The organism is Staphylococcus sp. M0911 (assembly GCF_003491325.1).
Lineage (GTDB): Bacteria > Bacillota > Bacilli > Staphylococcales > Staphylococcaceae > Staphylococcus > Staphylococcus warneri_A.
In genome coordinates this window covers 1,947,031-1,960,844 of record NZ_CP022881.1, presented here as the reverse complement: position 1 = coordinate 1,960,844, position 13,814 = coordinate 1,947,031, and the positions used below count along the sequence as shown (strand labels likewise).

At 31.2% G+C, this 13,814-nt stretch carries 19 protein-coding genes and 1 tRNA gene; 12 read left to right on the top strand and 8 right to left on the bottom strand.

Features of this window, described 5'->3' with window-relative positions:
- Positions 1 to 151 precede the first annotated feature (151 nt).
- The 3 genes from ssp1_RS12090 (at position 152) to ssp1_RS09570 (ending at position 1,259) form a co-directional block, all read left to right on the top strand.
- Positions 152 to 382: a hypothetical protein gene (locus ssp1_RS12090; protein ID WP_228077251.1), complete on the top strand. Its 231-nt coding sequence runs from the start codon at positions 152 to 154 to the stop codon at positions 380 to 382.
- 62 nt (positions 383 to 444) lie between these two features.
- Entirely contained in the window at positions 445 to 639 is a 195-nt protein-coding gene (locus ssp1_RS12085; protein WP_228077250.1) for a hypothetical protein, read from the top strand.
- A 374-nt stretch (positions 640 to 1,013) separates the two neighbouring features.
- Positions 1,014 to 1,259 carry a sigma factor-like helix-turn-helix DNA-binding protein gene (locus ssp1_RS09570; protein ID WP_158256367.1) on the top strand — a complete coding sequence of 82 codons (246 nt, stop codon included), beginning with the start codon at positions 1,014 to 1,016 and terminating at the stop codon, positions 1,257 to 1,259.
- A 14-nt stretch (positions 1,260 to 1,273) separates the two neighbouring features.
- Here ssp1_RS09570 and ssp1_RS09565 read toward each other — a convergent pair whose 3' ends face one another.
- Positions 1,274 to 1,675, bottom strand: a complete 402-nt coding sequence (locus tag ssp1_RS09565; RefSeq protein WP_075778927.1) for a hypothetical protein — start codon at positions 1,673 to 1,675, stop codon at positions 1,274 to 1,276.
- Positions 1,676 to 2,011: 336 nt separating this feature from the next.
- Between ssp1_RS09565 and ssp1_RS09560 the strand changes: the two genes are divergently transcribed.
- Entirely contained in the window at positions 2,012 to 2,680 is a 669-nt protein-coding gene (locus ssp1_RS09560) for a hypothetical protein (protein WP_075778928.1), read from the top strand.
- A 203-nt stretch (positions 2,681 to 2,883) separates the two neighbouring features.
- On the opposite strand, the gene ssp1_RS09555 is transcribed toward ssp1_RS09560, so the two are convergent.
- From ssp1_RS09555 to ssp1_RS12075, 3 genes are all read right to left on the bottom strand, one after another.
- Positions 2,884 to 3,237: a hypothetical protein gene (locus ssp1_RS09555; protein ID WP_075778929.1), complete on the bottom strand. Its 354-nt coding sequence runs from the start codon at positions 3,235 to 3,237 to the stop codon at positions 2,884 to 2,886.
- A gap of 11 nt (positions 3,238 to 3,248) precedes the next feature.
- Positions 3,249 to 3,386, bottom strand: coding sequence for a hypothetical protein (locus tag ssp1_RS12080; protein ID WP_232133409.1), 138 nt, complete (start codon positions 3,384 to 3,386; stop codon positions 3,249 to 3,251).
- A 107-nt stretch (positions 3,387 to 3,493) separates the two neighbouring features.
- Positions 3,494 to 3,715: a hypothetical protein gene (locus tag ssp1_RS12075; RefSeq protein ID WP_240328887.1), complete on the bottom strand. Its 222-nt coding sequence runs from the start codon at positions 3,713 to 3,715 to the stop codon at positions 3,494 to 3,496.
- Positions 3,716 to 4,014: 299 nt separating this feature from the next.
- Here ssp1_RS12075 and ssp1_RS11920 point away from each other — a divergent pair, with 299 nt between their 5' ends.
- Positions 4,015 to 4,185: a VraH family peptide resistance protein gene (locus ssp1_RS11920; protein WP_142237379.1), complete on the top strand. Its 171-nt coding sequence runs from the start codon at positions 4,015 to 4,017 to the stop codon at positions 4,183 to 4,185.
- Positions 4,186 to 4,548: 363 nt separating this feature from the next.
- A complete protein-coding gene (locus ssp1_RS09545) occupies positions 4,549 to 5,190 on the top strand; it encodes a hypothetical protein (protein WP_118828204.1) in 642 nt (213 codons plus the stop codon).
- Positions 5,191 to 5,258: 68 nt separating this feature from the next.
- On the opposite strand, the gene ssp1_RS09540 is transcribed toward ssp1_RS09545, so the two are convergent.
- Positions 5,259 to 5,330, bottom strand: a tRNA-Arg gene (locus tag ssp1_RS09540).
- Between the two features lie 189 nt (positions 5,331 to 5,519).
- Here ssp1_RS09540 and clpP point away from each other — a divergent pair.
- Entirely contained in the window at positions 5,520 to 6,110 is a 591-nt protein-coding gene (gene clpP / locus ssp1_RS09535) for an ATP-dependent Clp endopeptidase proteolytic subunit ClpP (protein ID WP_002450904.1), read from the top strand.
- 108 nt (positions 6,111 to 6,218) lie between these two features.
- Here clpP and ssp1_RS09530 read toward each other — a convergent pair whose 3' ends face one another.
- Together ssp1_RS09530 and ssp1_RS09525 are read right to left on the bottom strand one after the other, a co-directional pair.
- On the bottom strand, positions 6,219 to 6,407 hold the full coding sequence (locus ssp1_RS09530) for a hypothetical protein (protein WP_002450903.1): 189 nt from the start codon (positions 6,405 to 6,407) through the stop codon (positions 6,219 to 6,221).
- 19 nt (positions 6,408 to 6,426) lie between these two features.
- Complete coding sequence (locus tag ssp1_RS09525) at positions 6,427 to 7,326, bottom strand: TIGR01777 family oxidoreductase (protein WP_075778931.1); 900 nt, start codon at positions 7,324 to 7,326, stop codon at positions 6,427 to 6,429.
- A gap of 791 nt (positions 7,327 to 8,117) precedes the next feature.
- On the opposite strand from ssp1_RS09525, the gene ssp1_RS09520 reads away from it, so the two are divergent.
- Positions 8,118 to 8,801, top strand: a complete 684-nt coding sequence (locus ssp1_RS09520) for a DUF4887 domain-containing protein (protein ID WP_075778932.1) — start codon at positions 8,118 to 8,120, stop codon at positions 8,799 to 8,801.
- A gap of 105 nt (positions 8,802 to 8,906) precedes the next feature.
- On the opposite strand, the gene ssp1_RS12140 is transcribed toward ssp1_RS09520, so the two are convergent.
- On the bottom strand, positions 8,907 to 9,128 hold the full coding sequence (locus tag ssp1_RS12140; protein ID WP_002450900.1) for a hypothetical protein: 222 nt from the start codon (positions 9,126 to 9,128) through the stop codon (positions 8,907 to 8,909).
- Positions 9,129 to 9,550: 422 nt separating this feature from the next.
- Between ssp1_RS12140 and ssp1_RS09510 the strand changes: the two genes are divergently transcribed.
- The 4 genes from ssp1_RS09510 to tpiA all read left to right on the top strand — a co-directional run bounded on the left by ssp1_RS09510 (position 9,551) and on the right by tpiA (position 13,813).
- Entirely contained in the window at positions 9,551 to 10,564 is a 1,014-nt protein-coding gene (locus ssp1_RS09510) for a sugar-binding transcriptional regulator (protein WP_002450899.1), read from the top strand.
- 52 nt (positions 10,565 to 10,616) lie between these two features.
- The gene (gap, locus tag ssp1_RS09505) at positions 10,617 to 11,624 is read left to right on the top strand and encodes a type I glyceraldehyde-3-phosphate dehydrogenase (protein WP_002450898.1); all 1,008 of its coding nucleotides are present in this window, start codon (positions 10,617 to 10,619) and stop codon (positions 11,622 to 11,624) included.
- Between the two features lie 134 nt (positions 11,625 to 11,758).
- The gene (locus tag ssp1_RS09500; protein ID WP_075778934.1) at positions 11,759 to 12,949 is read left to right on the top strand and encodes a phosphoglycerate kinase; all 1,191 of its coding nucleotides are present in this window, start codon (positions 11,759 to 11,761) and stop codon (positions 12,947 to 12,949) included.
- Between the two features lie 102 nt (positions 12,950 to 13,051).
- Positions 13,052 to 13,813, top strand: a complete 762-nt coding sequence (tpiA, locus tag ssp1_RS09495) for a triose-phosphate isomerase (RefSeq protein WP_002450896.1) — start codon at positions 13,052 to 13,054, stop codon at positions 13,811 to 13,813.
- Position 13,814: the final 1 nt, after the last annotated feature.

Genomic DNA, 13,814 nt, shown 5'->3' with positions numbered 1-13,814 from the left:
CTACCTTTTGGGTCAAATATTATTTTTGACGGGTACCGGCGGGGGGCTTTCGTTTGCAACGCGGATAAATTTTTCATGAAAGGGGGTAACTCAGTTTATCCCTTTTTTTAATCATTTTAAGCGTCAAATCCATTGAAAAAGGTGTGATTATTTGGTCTCTGACTTCGAAAGTAATGATAAAATCACAGAAATTGAATTTTTAATGGATTATAATCCCAAAGTGATTAATAGAAAGATTAAAGCTATGAAATCACAAATAGATAGCCTATATCATTTAAATATGAGTCATGTGATTACCAATGAGAAAGATATGATGGTATTTGTATCATTGATGAGAAAGCGAAACTTCAATATAATTCAAAAACAGCACACGACAGGTTAAATTTACTCAAAAATATCATCAAGAATTATATTCAGAACGAACAACAAGATGTGATTAAATATATGTTAATCAGTGGTAAAGTAAGAAATCAAAATGTTATCGAACGCTTGAAGAAAGATATCTATCAAGTTGAGAGTCAAAAACGTAAAGAAAGACAAAATGAACGTTCAGAATTATACCAAAAGGCATTTGATGAGCATTTAGAACAAGTTAAAGAAGAATTATCTACCAATAGAAAGGTGTTAGCGATGCCATGAAGAATGATGATTACGTGATTTTATCGAAACACTTTAAAAATTATCATAAAATGATGGATTATTATCAATCGTTGAGAATGATCTATACCATCACAATTTATATCATCTTACTAGAGGTATAACTTCGGTCTTTAACGAATGTTCAATATTATATCAGCAAATTATAGAGTTATCTTGGTGGAAAGGTGAACAACTTGATGAAGTAATAGCACCAGCACTAAATTTAAGTATGAATGACTTCAATAAAGGGCGTAGAATCATTATTAAACAATTAGCAAATGAGATAGGTTGGGTATGAAAAAATATGATAAACAAAGTGTGAAAATATTTCTGAAAACTATCAACATAAAAATGATATCGATAAAGATATTGTAGTGACTAACATTGATGATTTCTTTAATATAAATCAAGATGAAGAAATAGAGAATGATCATATAGACGACACAATATACTTTAATGAACTAGATACTTTGATAGAAACAATCGCATCAGATAAAGAGTATTATGTGTACTGGTTAATTAGCGAGGGGCATTCATACGAAAATATAGGGGAAATATTTGATTTAAGTCGTGAACGCATTAGACAAATATATGATGGACTCTTAGTAAAGCTACCGTAATTGGTAGCTTTTTGTTAATTATCATTTAATATAGTTATAATGGCAAAGCCTATAATTAGTACGAGGATAATTGTTTTTAAGAATGGTATCTCACTAATGAAAAACGTCAGCATTAACAAAGTTATTGATAATGCAATACAAACTAACGAAGTGATATTGAAATCGTATTGGAGTGACCTAAAGCCTAGATAAGCAGTTAAAATTGAAAAAATAGCAGTTATTAAAGCTATTAATAAAATTATTAATGTGCCACTTAAGTAACCATCTTTACCTAAATTTCGAATATTTACATCATTACCAAACTGTTTAATAAATTCATTGGCCATTAATTTTAGAAAGATAAATGAAATAGATGTAATAATCATTGTTACCATACACCACTGAGATTTTTTAATATCTTCTATCAATACATTCATCATATACACCTCCTTAAGAATCATTTTAAATAATGGTATATAAAGATTAATTGTATTTGCCAAAGTGTTATAATTTAATTCATAAGTGTAAAAATAATTTTAAAAGGAGGGAGATAAAACGTATATACTGTTTGAGCATATAGAAGATTATGAAAATTCTAAGACCAATGTAATGTGTGTTAGTGAGAATCAAAATCTTATAACCAATATATTATCAAATTACAAAATTTATAGAATATTAGAACTAGAAAATAGAGTTATATATGAATTGGATGATAAAGATTTAATACTAATCAATACTATAAAAGATAGTTACCTAAAAAAAGAGGTAGTTTTATGAAAAAATTAAAAGAATTAGATTTATATGAGCAAAGTATTCAAAAATTAAATTTTTGTTTATATCACATAGAAAATTTAAAGAAAAAAGAAGAATTAGATTTAAATGATCAGATAATGATTAACTTATTACTGAACGTATATAAATCGGTAATGGAATATTCTATACAACGCATAAAAAAACATAATAATGTGAGTAAAAACAAAAAACCATATATTCCAAATAAAAAAGAAATGAAAAGTATCGAAACGTTTTACAATCTGCTAAATGAAAGATTTGGTGTTAATGACAATAGAGGTAGAGAAATTTTTGATTCTTTATTTTACACTGAAACATATAATGAATTCAATAAAATGCAGAATAATGAAAAACATTCAATGATAAATGTTCAATTCAAAAATATAACAAAGGGAATAGGTTACACTGAACAAAAAGGTGTGATTATTAAAGATGTGAGTATATCTGGGCATGAAGACAATGTTGATACTTTGATTATGCCGAATAGTAGGAAGATTGATTTTAGCAAAGTTAAAGACTATTCATATAAAGAAGAAATTTATTTTGAATACAATAATAGAGAAGTGTTTGAATTTTTAGATGACGTTTATCAAATGGTTAATAATTTCGTTATTGATATTAGAGAATACATAGATAAGCGTGATTTATAATTTGAATGAAAGAGAAATTCTCAGAATAAATAAGTGATAGAGCTATTTAAAGATATAATTCAAATTTATTTTTGTATAATGTTTTTCTAATGATGAGTAAATTTCAACAAAATAAGGATCAACAATTTAATGATATGCACTCCATAAAGTTAGATTTGTAGTCCAACTTTTGGGTTGCACATCACAATGCTAAGCTCTTATTTTTATACTCTTAAATCAAGATATAACTTTTCTGCATATGGTAATAATTCAGGTATATAATTTCTAGCGTAGCCTTCTATAAATCTTAAAGCTTGAGAGTCAGTTATTTCGTCATATTTAGTTACATTTTCAATTAATATTGATTTAAATTCTTCAATGTTCATATCATCAGTGTTTTTGTTATTAGACAACCTTGTAAATGCCATAAATACTTTTTCATATTCATCTAGAGGGATACCTAAGTCTAAACATAAAAGACTTATTGATTTTGTATTGTAAGGATGATGTCCTACGATTTCTGCTAGTTCTGAAACTGCTTGATATAGTAACCTTATATCATCTTTATTTTCAAACATTATTTTCACTCCTAAACTAGTAAATTAATACCTTCTTTTACTGCAACTTTAACTTGACCAACGAGGTCTTTGTCAATACCAGCATCTACTAATCCTCTATACACTGCATCAGCAACTGAGTTAGCTGGGACTTCAGATAATTTTAACAAAGGGCGTAGTTCTGAATCAATTGCGTCGAAATTTTTTGAAACAGCATTTGCTGCTTTTTGATTGCCAGTAACAGTTTTAACTGCACCTACTAATTTACCTTTATTACTTAATATACCCTTAATAGTTTTTTAGTAAGATATATCCCGCCTACATAGGTTTGTACATTTTTTTTGTTTTCATTAGTTTGTTGATTTGACTTGTTATCTTGAGATTGTTGAACATTACTATTTTGCGTTTGAACTTGTTCTTCTGCACTTGCTAAAGGGGAAATAGACGTTAATAAAACCGCACTTAAAACTAATGATCCTATACTCTTACTTAACTTCATAGCTTATCTACTCTTTTAATCAAATTTTTAATCTAGCACTTACAACTTTAGTCTATAGTAATCGTTTTAAAATTGGTGTAATTTCCCCAAGTGTCTGTTTCATATACATAAGTGTATATATATAACTTTTACTATCTTTGGAATTACTTCTGAGAAACGTCTTGTGTAAATCTGAGAATCGGTATATGTATAAATAGTACTTAATATCTGTATTGGGTAGCTATTTTATTTATATTGATATTGTGATATATGTATTATTGAGTACATTATTAATTAAATATAATAAAGGTGGTTATTGCGTGAGTATAAAAGAAATGTGGGAATATTTACTAAATAAAAAATGGGAATCTGATGAAATTTGGATGCTAATATTATACATATTCATAGCTAGTATCTTTACGACACCATTATTGGGTGTTCCTATAGGTGTTATAGCTTATTTATATTTAAGTGATGATAAATTTAATTAATGGTTTAATGATTACTAAAATGGTCATTGAAATCGTGATCCATGACACTAGTATATAGCTTACTGAACGAAATGTTCACTATGACAAATACATTTAAGATACTTACTAATTTATATATTAAAAACAAGCATAACAAAAAGCCATCATATATAGTATATGGTGGCTTAAACGTTGAATGTGAAATTAAAAATAAACATAGTATGAATAGCGTCATTTTATTATACTATGATTTAAGACTATCTGAGATTCATGAATCCCCAAATGTTGAGTAACTTTCAACATAGTTTAATTATACCATAACTTAGTAGTAGGTACTAAATTTATATGTGGTATTATGGTAAGAAAAACATGAGGTGACAGATAATGCAAAATAAATTTGAGTTGAAACATATTTTGTTTATAACCTTTATTGTTGTTCTTGCAATAATGACGTTTGTGTTCACAGTTGGTTACATTATTAGCTCTGTGGATCCTAATCATAGTATTACGGGTTATTCCATTGCCATTAGTTTTGTTGGTATATTTTCAACGTTTGGTGGTGCATTTTTAGGTGCGGCTATATCTGGGCGTTATACCATGAAAACCATTAGATTAAGTGAAAATAATAAAATTGAAATTAATAAAAAGAGAGCAAAAGCGCTAAAAAATGAGTTGTTAAAACAAACTAAAATAGCTCTTGATAATGCACGACCTTTTGATGCAGGTGGAATGTTTACATTTGAAGAAGTAATATATAACAGAGTAAGAGATACCTATATAAATAGAATAAATATATCACTGAATAAAATAAGCGAGTTTAAAATGAGCGAAAGTTATTATTATCTAAGTGATGATGATATCACTGAACTAGATGATGTGTATGAGTTAATATCAGAATTAATATTTTGTATTGAAGATTTAAATAGTCGCCAAGATGATGGAGAAAAAGAGAAAAACCCAGATTTTTACAGAATTAAAAGTACTTACTTTGCAAATCTGAAAACTTTTTATTCAAAATATAAATAACGTTTCCCTGTTTTTTCCCCATTAAGCAAAAGAAACGCCATTAAAACAACGTTTTAATGGCTACTGAGCCCCCTCGAAGGGAATCGAACCCCTATTCTAAGAACCGGAATCTTATGTGTTATCCATTACACTACAAGGGGAAAATAGATAAAGCTTATTTCTGTACTAAACGATATAAAATCAGTACAATCAAAAATAGTTATTTCTAGTGTACAAAAGTAATTCACTTAACGTCAATTAGCAATTAAACTAAAAGAACTTTATTTTTGACCATTTTTGACTTTTGGGTTAAAATGTGAAGTAACAGTTATTACAAGGAGGAAATATAGATGAATTTAATTCCTACAGTTATCGAAACAACAAATCGTGGGGAACGTGCGTATGACATTTATTCACGATTATTAAAAGACCGTATTATTATGTTAGGTTCTCAAATTGATGATAACGTTGCTAACTCAATTGTATCTCAATTATTATTCTTACAAGCCCAAGACTCTGAAAAAGATATTTACTTATATATCAATTCACCAGGGGGAAGCGTGACTGCTGGCTTTGCTATCTATGATACAATTCAACATATCAAACCAGATGTTCAAACAATTTGTATTGGTATGGCTGCGTCAATGGGTTCATTCTTATTAGCAGCAGGTGCAAAAGGTAAACGTTATGCTTTACCAAACGCTGAAGTAATGATTCACCAACCTTTAGGTGGTGCACAAGGTCAAGCAACTGAAATCGAGATTGCTGCCAACCATATCTTAAAAACTCGTGAAAAATTAAATCGTATTTTAGCTGAAAGAACAGGTCAATCTATTGAAAAAATTCAACAAGATACTGATCGTGACAATTTCTTAACAGCTGAAGAAGCTAAAGCATACGGCTTAGTTGATGAAGTTATGGAACCAGAAGGTAAACAATAATATTTCTATTTAATTAGATATAATAATCGAAGTTCAATAAAAAGAAGTCAGGACCATCATTTAAGGTCCTGACTTCTTTTTTACTTATATAGATTTGTATGGCGTTAACTATTTTAACTTATGTCTCAATCCATTAATTGAAATAAACGACATTATGAGTCCTACAATAATAAATAGGATGGAGAGTAATATCATAATTACTGTTTGATCAAATACTAAGACACCGTTCAAAATACAGATTAAGCCTGCTATGATCATTAAAATGTATGTGAGTTTGTCATTTTGATTGTTTTCCATTGCTGTTGTACCTCTTAATTTAATTTCTGATTAAATCATCTAGTGCATTTTTAAGATTATTATACATGAAATTAAATCCTAGTGCTTCGAGTTTATTTGGTAATACCTTTTGCGTATCTAAAACAACGGTAGACATTTCACCAAGTACTAGTCTCATCGCAAAGCTTGGAACCCATGTTTCATGTGGCTTATGCATTGCACGAGCTAACGTATAACCGAATAAATTTTGACGTTCAGGTATTGGTGCAGTTAAGTTAAAAGGTCCTTTGGCTTTGTCATTACCGATTGTAAATAATATTGCACGTGTTAAATCATCAATGTGAATCCATGAATACCACTGGAAACCAGATCCTAATTTACCACCAACATAAAATTGATAAGGTAATTTCATAGTTTGTAAAGCGCCACCATCATTAGATAAGATCATTCCAAAGCGACCTAAAACGACTCTTGTTCCTAGTGCTTCGAATTGCTTAGCAAATCTTTCCCATTGATAAACAATATCTGATAAAAAGTCAAACGGTAATGTTTTAAAAAGTTCTGTATAACTATGGTGATAATTAGGAGGGTAATATCCCATAGCACTAGCATTAAATAATACTTCTGGCTTCTTTTCTCTTTTTTTAAATAATTCAAAAAGGGCCTGTGTAGATTGAATTCTGCTTAACATTAATGTTTGTTTATAGTCTTTTGTCCAACGTTGGTTGAGTGTTGCACCAGCTAGATTGATAACGATATCGATATCAGGCACTTTACTTTCCCAGCCATCTTTAGACCAATTCACATATGAAACCCGAGCATCGTTTGATTGTTCATCATGTCGAGTCAAAATAGTAATATGAGCATTTGATTTCTTAATTTCACTCACTAAATGAGAACCTACCATGCCAGTTCCACCAGTTATTAAATATTGTTTCATTATCTCACCTCAATAAAAAATTCTAACTTAGTTAATAGTTAGTAGTGATTATTATTATTCAAAATTTATCCAATTTTTAGCCAACAATATGTCAAATACTTTTTTAGATTCGTATTTAAAAAATTTTTTGTTAAGTTATAATTGATTTGTACCTTCGGAAATTAATTAAACATCTCTTAATTAGTATGAGTATACCCCATAATATACTAGCGAAGGTAAATTTTGACTCCCTTTAGTAGTGGGCCCATGCGAGCAACGTATGGGTCTTTTTTCTCTCTTTATTATTATTCTAAATGATTTTTACATCTTTTTACAGAAATAAACTTAATAAAAAATTGTGTGCATATTTATAATAGAAATAATCATTTAATTAATAAACTTTAATTTTAATGAAAAAACCAAATGAAAGTGAACAGTGCCAATAAAATGAAGGCATAATAGCAGCTATTGCTTAAAATGGGTGATTTATTTTGATGTTGATCATTAGTTATCAACATCTTTTTTATTGTAATTTTGTGGTCATCATTGGTATTAGTCTCTAAATGTTCTTCAAACAATTTTTTCATTATTATCACAAACCGTTCCTATTAAATTTACATTAAAAAAGTTTAAAATAGATGTTTCTTCTTCATTATGATGTTATCATAAATGAGATAAGATTATGTAAATAGTAATTTGCTAATCCTATTGAAATCCTAAATATAAATTTTTGATGAATAAAACATAACGAAAACTTAAGATATAAATTTATTTATTATATATGATATTCCATGTTTAAAGTGAGGGAGAATATGTCAAAGCAAGATTTTAATGAGTACGACAATCAAGGTAAAAAAGGTATGAGTGGCATCGCGAAAATAATTAGTATCATTATCGTATTATTGCTACTGGGTGGCTTAACATTTGCTATATTTTCATTTGTAGATCATTCAAAGAAAGCTAATGAACGATTAAATAATGAGACGAAGCAAGAACAAAAAGATAAAAAAGACAAAGACGACAAAGAGAAAAAAGAAAAATCATCTGACAAAAAGTCTGATGAAAAGCAAAATACACAACAAAAACCATCACAACAACAGACAAGACAACAACCAACAACACAGCAACAACCTTCTACTCAACAACCAAAATCACAACAGCCTAAGACACAACAAAAACCAAAAGTAGATAATAAAACTAAGGAAGCACCAACTAAAGAAAAACCAAGCAAGCAAGAGAAACCAAGCACGCAAGAAAAACCAAGTACCCAAGAAAAGCCTAGCACTCAAGAAAAACCAAGCACACAACAAAAGCCAAGTACTCAAGAGAAACCAAGCACACAACAAAAACCAAGTACCCAAGAAAAGCCAAGTGCACAACAATCAACGCAGAATAACTCAAACAATAATACACAACGCAGTGCATCACAACAATCAAATAATAGACAAAGTTCACAAAGTCAAAATAGTTCATCTAACAATAAATCTGATGAATAAGTATTAAAAGGCCGATAAGGTATTTCGTACAATTGCGATTCGCAAGTTAATGTACTGACCTTATCGGCATTTTTTATATTAAAAAAATTATTACAGTAATGTGCATTAAAATAACCAATAAATAAACATTGTGATAATAAGGGAAATGAGCATCAATGTAGAGCAACCAATAGAACATCCACACCCCGTGTGTGTACATCCATATGTATAAATTTGGTTACTGGACTTGTTATCGTCATAGCGATTTTGATGAAAATGTTCATCATCTTTATAACGCGGGTCAGTTGGATCGATAACTTCTATTTTATTTTCGTCGTCTGTACTCAATATAAATTAAACCTTCTTTCAAAAAGAGTTGTCCTTATTTGGATTATAAATGAAAAGCACAATATTATAAAAGAATAATTGCTTTATAGTGATATGGTTAACTCGTAACATAAAGGGTAATATTATCAATGTGTAGCACAATATTTATCAACTGAGTCGTGTGCAACTAAAAGTTGATAAAAAGCTTAAAATACCTTGAATAAGTGATTTAATTCACGTAACTGTACCTAAAGTAAATGAAATCGCTTTACACAATATTTGGAAAATTTTGAGCGGATTTACTTGCATTTTAATTCGCATAATAGTACTATTGCAATTGTAAAGAGGTTAGATTTTGTCCCACGTGGGACTTCAAACGTCAATCCTCTATGATTCAAGCAATATTGACTCATCCTTTAGAAACATACAAGGAGGAAAGAGTAGTGAAAGATTTGATCGAAATTCAACAGCAACTTATTCCAGATTTGGTCGAAAAGATGTATCGTCGTTTTTCAATCTTAGCTACTATTTCTCAAAATGAGCCAGTTGGACGACGTAGTTTAAGTGAACATATGGATTTGACGGAAAGAGTTCTACGTTCTGAAACAGATTTGTTAAAAAAACAAGAACTAATCAAAGTTAAATCAACAGGAATGGAAATCACTGAAAAGGGTAAAGAGGTAATCAATCAATTAAATGATTACTTTAATCATTATTCAGATGATCATAAAATGGCTAATGCCATTAAAGAGAAGTACAACATAAAAGAAGTTCATGTTGTCCCTGGTGATTCAGACGAGAAACAATCAGTTAAAAGAGAAATGGGCAGACAGGCTGGCCAGTTATTAGAAAGTAGTTTATACGAAGACGCAATTGTGTCAGTAACTGGTGGTTCAACAATGGCTTATGTAAGTGAATCTATTCATTTATTACCATTTAATGTGTTCTTCGTACCTGCTCGTGGTGGACTTGGTGAAAATATGGTATATCAAGCCAATACGATTGCATCAAGTATGGCACAACAAGCAGGTGGTTATTACACAACATTATATGTACCTGATAACGTAAGTGAGTCTACATATAATACATTAATGTTAGAACCTTCAGTCAGTCATACATTGGATAAAATTAAACAAGCGAATGTAACGATACATGGTATTGGTGATGCGCTGAAGATGGCGCATCGACGACAGTCACATAAAGATGTGATTGATAAGCTTCAACATCACCAAGCCGTGGGTGAAGCATTTGGTTATTACTTTGATGCTCAAGGTCATATCGTCCACAAAGTAAAGACAATCGGATTACAATTAGAAGATCTTGAGTCCAAAGACTTTATCTATGCAGTAGCAGGCGGTCAATCTAAAGGTGAAGCAATTAAAGCTTACTTATCAATTGCCCCTGACAATACAGTGTTAATCACTGATGAAGCTGCGGCGAAAGTAATATTAAATTAGGAATAAAAAGTTCAAAGCTTTTTAAATATCATTATTAAAGGAGGCCATTATAATGGCAGTAAAAGTAGCAATTAATGGTTTTGGTAGAATTGGTCGTTTAGCATTTAGAAGAATTCAAGACGTAGAAGGTTTAGAAGTAGTTGCAGTAAACGACTTAACTGATGACGATATGTTAGCACACTTATTAAAATATGACACTATGCAAGGTCGCTTCACTGGTGAAGTAGAAGTTATCGACGGTGGATTCCGCGTTAACGGTAAAGAAGTTAAATCATTCGATGAACCAGATGCAAGCAAATTACCTTGGAAAGACTTAGATATCGACGTAGTATTAGAATGTACTGGTTTCTATACTGACAAAGATAAAGCACAAGCTCACGTTGATGCAGGTGCTAAAAAAGTATTAATCTCAGCTCCAGCAACTGGTGACTTAAAAACAATCGTTTACAACACTAACCACGATGAATTAGATGGTTCTGAAACAGTAGTATCAGGTGCATCATGTACTACTAACTCATTAGCTCCAGTAGCTAAAGTGTTAAGTGATGAGTTCGGTTTAGTTGAAGGTTTAATGACAACTATCCACGCATACACTGGTGACCAAAATACTCAAGATGCTCCACACAGAAAAGGCGACAAACGTCGTGCTCGTGCTGCAGCAGAAAACATTATCCCTAACTCAACTGGTGCTGCTAAAGCAATCGGTAAAGTAATTCCTGAAATCGACGGAAAATTAGACGGTGGTGCACAACGTGTTCCAGTTGCAACTGGTTCATTAACTGAATTAACAGTAGTATTAGAAAAAGACGTAACAGTTGAACAAGTTAACGAAGCAATGAAACAAGCTTCTGACGAATCATTCGGTTACACTGAAGACGAAATCGTATCTTCTGACGTAGTTGGTATGACTTACGGTTCATTATTCGATGCAACTCAAACTCGTGTAATGGCTGTTGGTGGTCGTCAATTAGTTAAAGTTGCTGCTTGGTACGACAATGAAATGTCATACACTGCTCAATTAGTACGTACTTTAAACAAATTAGCTGAGTTATCTAAATAATTAAAGCATAGTTAATTTAACTAGTGCTCTTAACTGTTAAATTTTATAATAAAGCTTATGAGTAAGCGGGGAGCACAAACGCTTCTCCGCTTATTTTTTAATATATATTTTCCTAATTAAAGGAGGAAATGAAAATGGCTAAAAAAATAGTTTCTGATTTAGAACTTAAAGACAAAACGGTATTAGTTCGTGCGGACTTCAACGTACCTTTAAAAGACGGTGAAATCACAAATGATAACCGTATTGTACAAGCATTACCAACAATCAAATACATCATCGAACAAGGTGGTAAAGTTGTCTTATTCTCACACTTAGGTAAAGTAAAAGAAGAAAGCGACAAAGAATCATTAACATTAAAACCTGTTGCAGATGACTTATCTAAAAAGTTAGATAAAGACGTAGTATTTGTACCTGAAACTCGTGGTGAAAAATTAGAATCTGCAATCAAAGATCTTAAAGCTGGCGATGTAATATTAGTACAAAATACACGTTTTGAAGATTTAGATGGTAAGAAAGAATCTAAAAATGACCCAGAATTAGGTAAATATTGGGCTTCATTAGGTGACGTATTTGTAAACGATGCATTCGGTACTGCTCACCGTGAACATGCCTCTAACGTAGGTATTTCTACTCATTTAGAAACTGCAGCTGGTTTCTTAATGGAAAAAGAAATTAAATTCATTGGTGGCGTAGTAAACGATCCACACAAACCAGTGGTAGCCATCCTTGGTGGTGCTAAAGTTTCTGATAAAATCGGCGTAATCAAAAACTTATTAAACATTGCTGATAAAATCCTTATCGGTGGAGGAATGGCTTATACATTCCTTAAAGCACAAGGTAAAGAAATTGGATTATCTTTATTAGAAGAAGACAAAATTGACTTTGCTAAAGAATTATTAGAAAGCAATGGAGACCAAATTGTATTACCTGTTGATGCTAAAGTAGCAAAAGAATTCTCAAATGATGCAGAAATCACTGAAGTATCAATTGATGATATTCCTAAAGACCAAGAAGCAATGGATGTTGGTCCTAAAACTGTTGAATTATTTAATAAAGAATTACAAGGTGCGCATACAGTAGTATGGAATGGACCTATGGGTGTATTCGAATTTAGTAACTTTGCTCAAGGTACTATCGGTGTATGTGAGTCAATCGCTAACTTAAAAGATGCTGTGACAATTATCGGTGGTGGTGATTCTGCAGCAGCAGCAATCTCACTAGGATTCGAAGATAACTTCACTCACATTTCTACTGGTGGCGGTGCATCATTAGAATACCTAGAAGGTAAAGAATTACCTGGTATTAAAGCAATCAACAATAAATAATATCTATAAAATGTTGTGTTTTTCTAAGGTATATTCGGGAAAACGAATGTTGAAAGATATATAGTATACCAATAAACATTAAAATATTAAGGAGTGTATTGAATGAGAACACCAATTATCGCAGGTAACTGGAAAATGAACAAAACAGTTCAAGAAGCTAAAGATTTCGTTAATGAATTATCAACATTACCTGATCCTAAAGAAGTTGAATCAGTAATTTGTGCACCAACAATTCAATTAGATGCATTAATCACAGCAGTTAAAGATGGTAAAGCTAAAGGCTTACAAATCGGTGCTCAAAATGCATATTTTGAAGATAATGGTGCTTTCACAGGAGAAACTTCTCCAGTAGCATTAGCTGATTTAGGCGTGAAATATGTTGTCATCGGGCACTCTGAACGTCGTGACTTATTCCACGAAACAGACGAAGAAGTTAATAAAAAAGCGCACGCTATCTTCAATCACGGCATGACACCAATCATTTGTGTTGGTGAATCAGATGAAGAACGTGAAAGTGGAAAAGCTAATGAAGTTGTAGGTAACCAAGTTAAGAAAGCTGTTGAAGGTTTATCAAATGAGCAACTTAAACAAGTTGTGATTGCATATGAACCAATCTGGGCTATCGGTACTGGTAAATCATCTACATCTGAAGATGCTAATGAAATGTGTGCACATGTTCGTAAAACAATTGCAGACTTATCAAGCCAAGATGTAGCTGATGCAACTCGTATTCAATATGGTGGTAGTGTTAAACCTAACAACATCAAAGAATATATGGCTCAATCAGATATCGACGGCGCATTAGTAGGCGGCGCTTCATTAAAAGTAGAAGATTTTGAACAATTGTTAGAAGGTGCAAAATAAT

Coding starts and splice junctions, on each gene's coding strand:
- ssp1_RS12085 (WP_228077250.1), top strand. CDS start 445: ATGTTAATCAGTGGTAAAGTAAGAAATCAAAATGTTATCGAACGCTTG.
- ssp1_RS09565 (WP_075778927.1), bottom strand. CDS start 1,675: ATGAATGTATTGATAGAAGATATTAAAAAATCTCAGTGGTGTATGGTA.
- ssp1_RS09560 (WP_075778928.1), top strand. CDS start 2,012: ATGAAAAAATTAAAAGAATTAGATTTATATGAGCAAAGTATTCAAAAA.
- ssp1_RS09555 (WP_075778929.1), bottom strand. CDS start 3,237: ATGTTTGAAAATAAAGATGATATAAGGTTACTATATCAAGCAGTTTCA.
- ssp1_RS12075 (WP_240328887.1), bottom strand. CDS start 3,715: ATGAAGTTAAGTAAGAGTATAGGATCATTAGTTTTAAGTGCGGTTTTA.
- ssp1_RS09545 (WP_118828204.1), top strand. CDS start 4,549: ATGCAAAATAAATTTGAGTTGAAACATATTTTGTTTATAACCTTTATT.
- clpP (WP_002450904.1), top strand. CDS start 5,520: ATGAATTTAATTCCTACAGTTATCGAAACAACAAATCGTGGGGAACGT.
- ssp1_RS09530 (WP_002450903.1), bottom strand. CDS start 6,407: ATGGAAAACAATCAAAATGACAAACTCACATACATTTTAATGATCATA.
- ssp1_RS09525 (WP_075778931.1), bottom strand. CDS start 7,326: ATGAAACAATATTTAATAACTGGTGGAACTGGCATGGTAGGTTCTCAT.
- ssp1_RS09520 (WP_075778932.1), top strand. CDS start 8,118: ATGTCAAAGCAAGATTTTAATGAGTACGACAATCAAGGTAAAAAAGGT.
- gap (WP_002450898.1), top strand. CDS start 10,617: ATGGCAGTAAAAGTAGCAATTAATGGTTTTGGTAGAATTGGTCGTTTA.
- ssp1_RS09500 (WP_075778934.1), top strand. CDS start 11,759: ATGGCTAAAAAAATAGTTTCTGATTTAGAACTTAAAGACAAAACGGTA.
- tpiA (WP_002450896.1), top strand. CDS start 13,052: ATGAGAACACCAATTATCGCAGGTAACTGGAAAATGAACAAAACAGTT.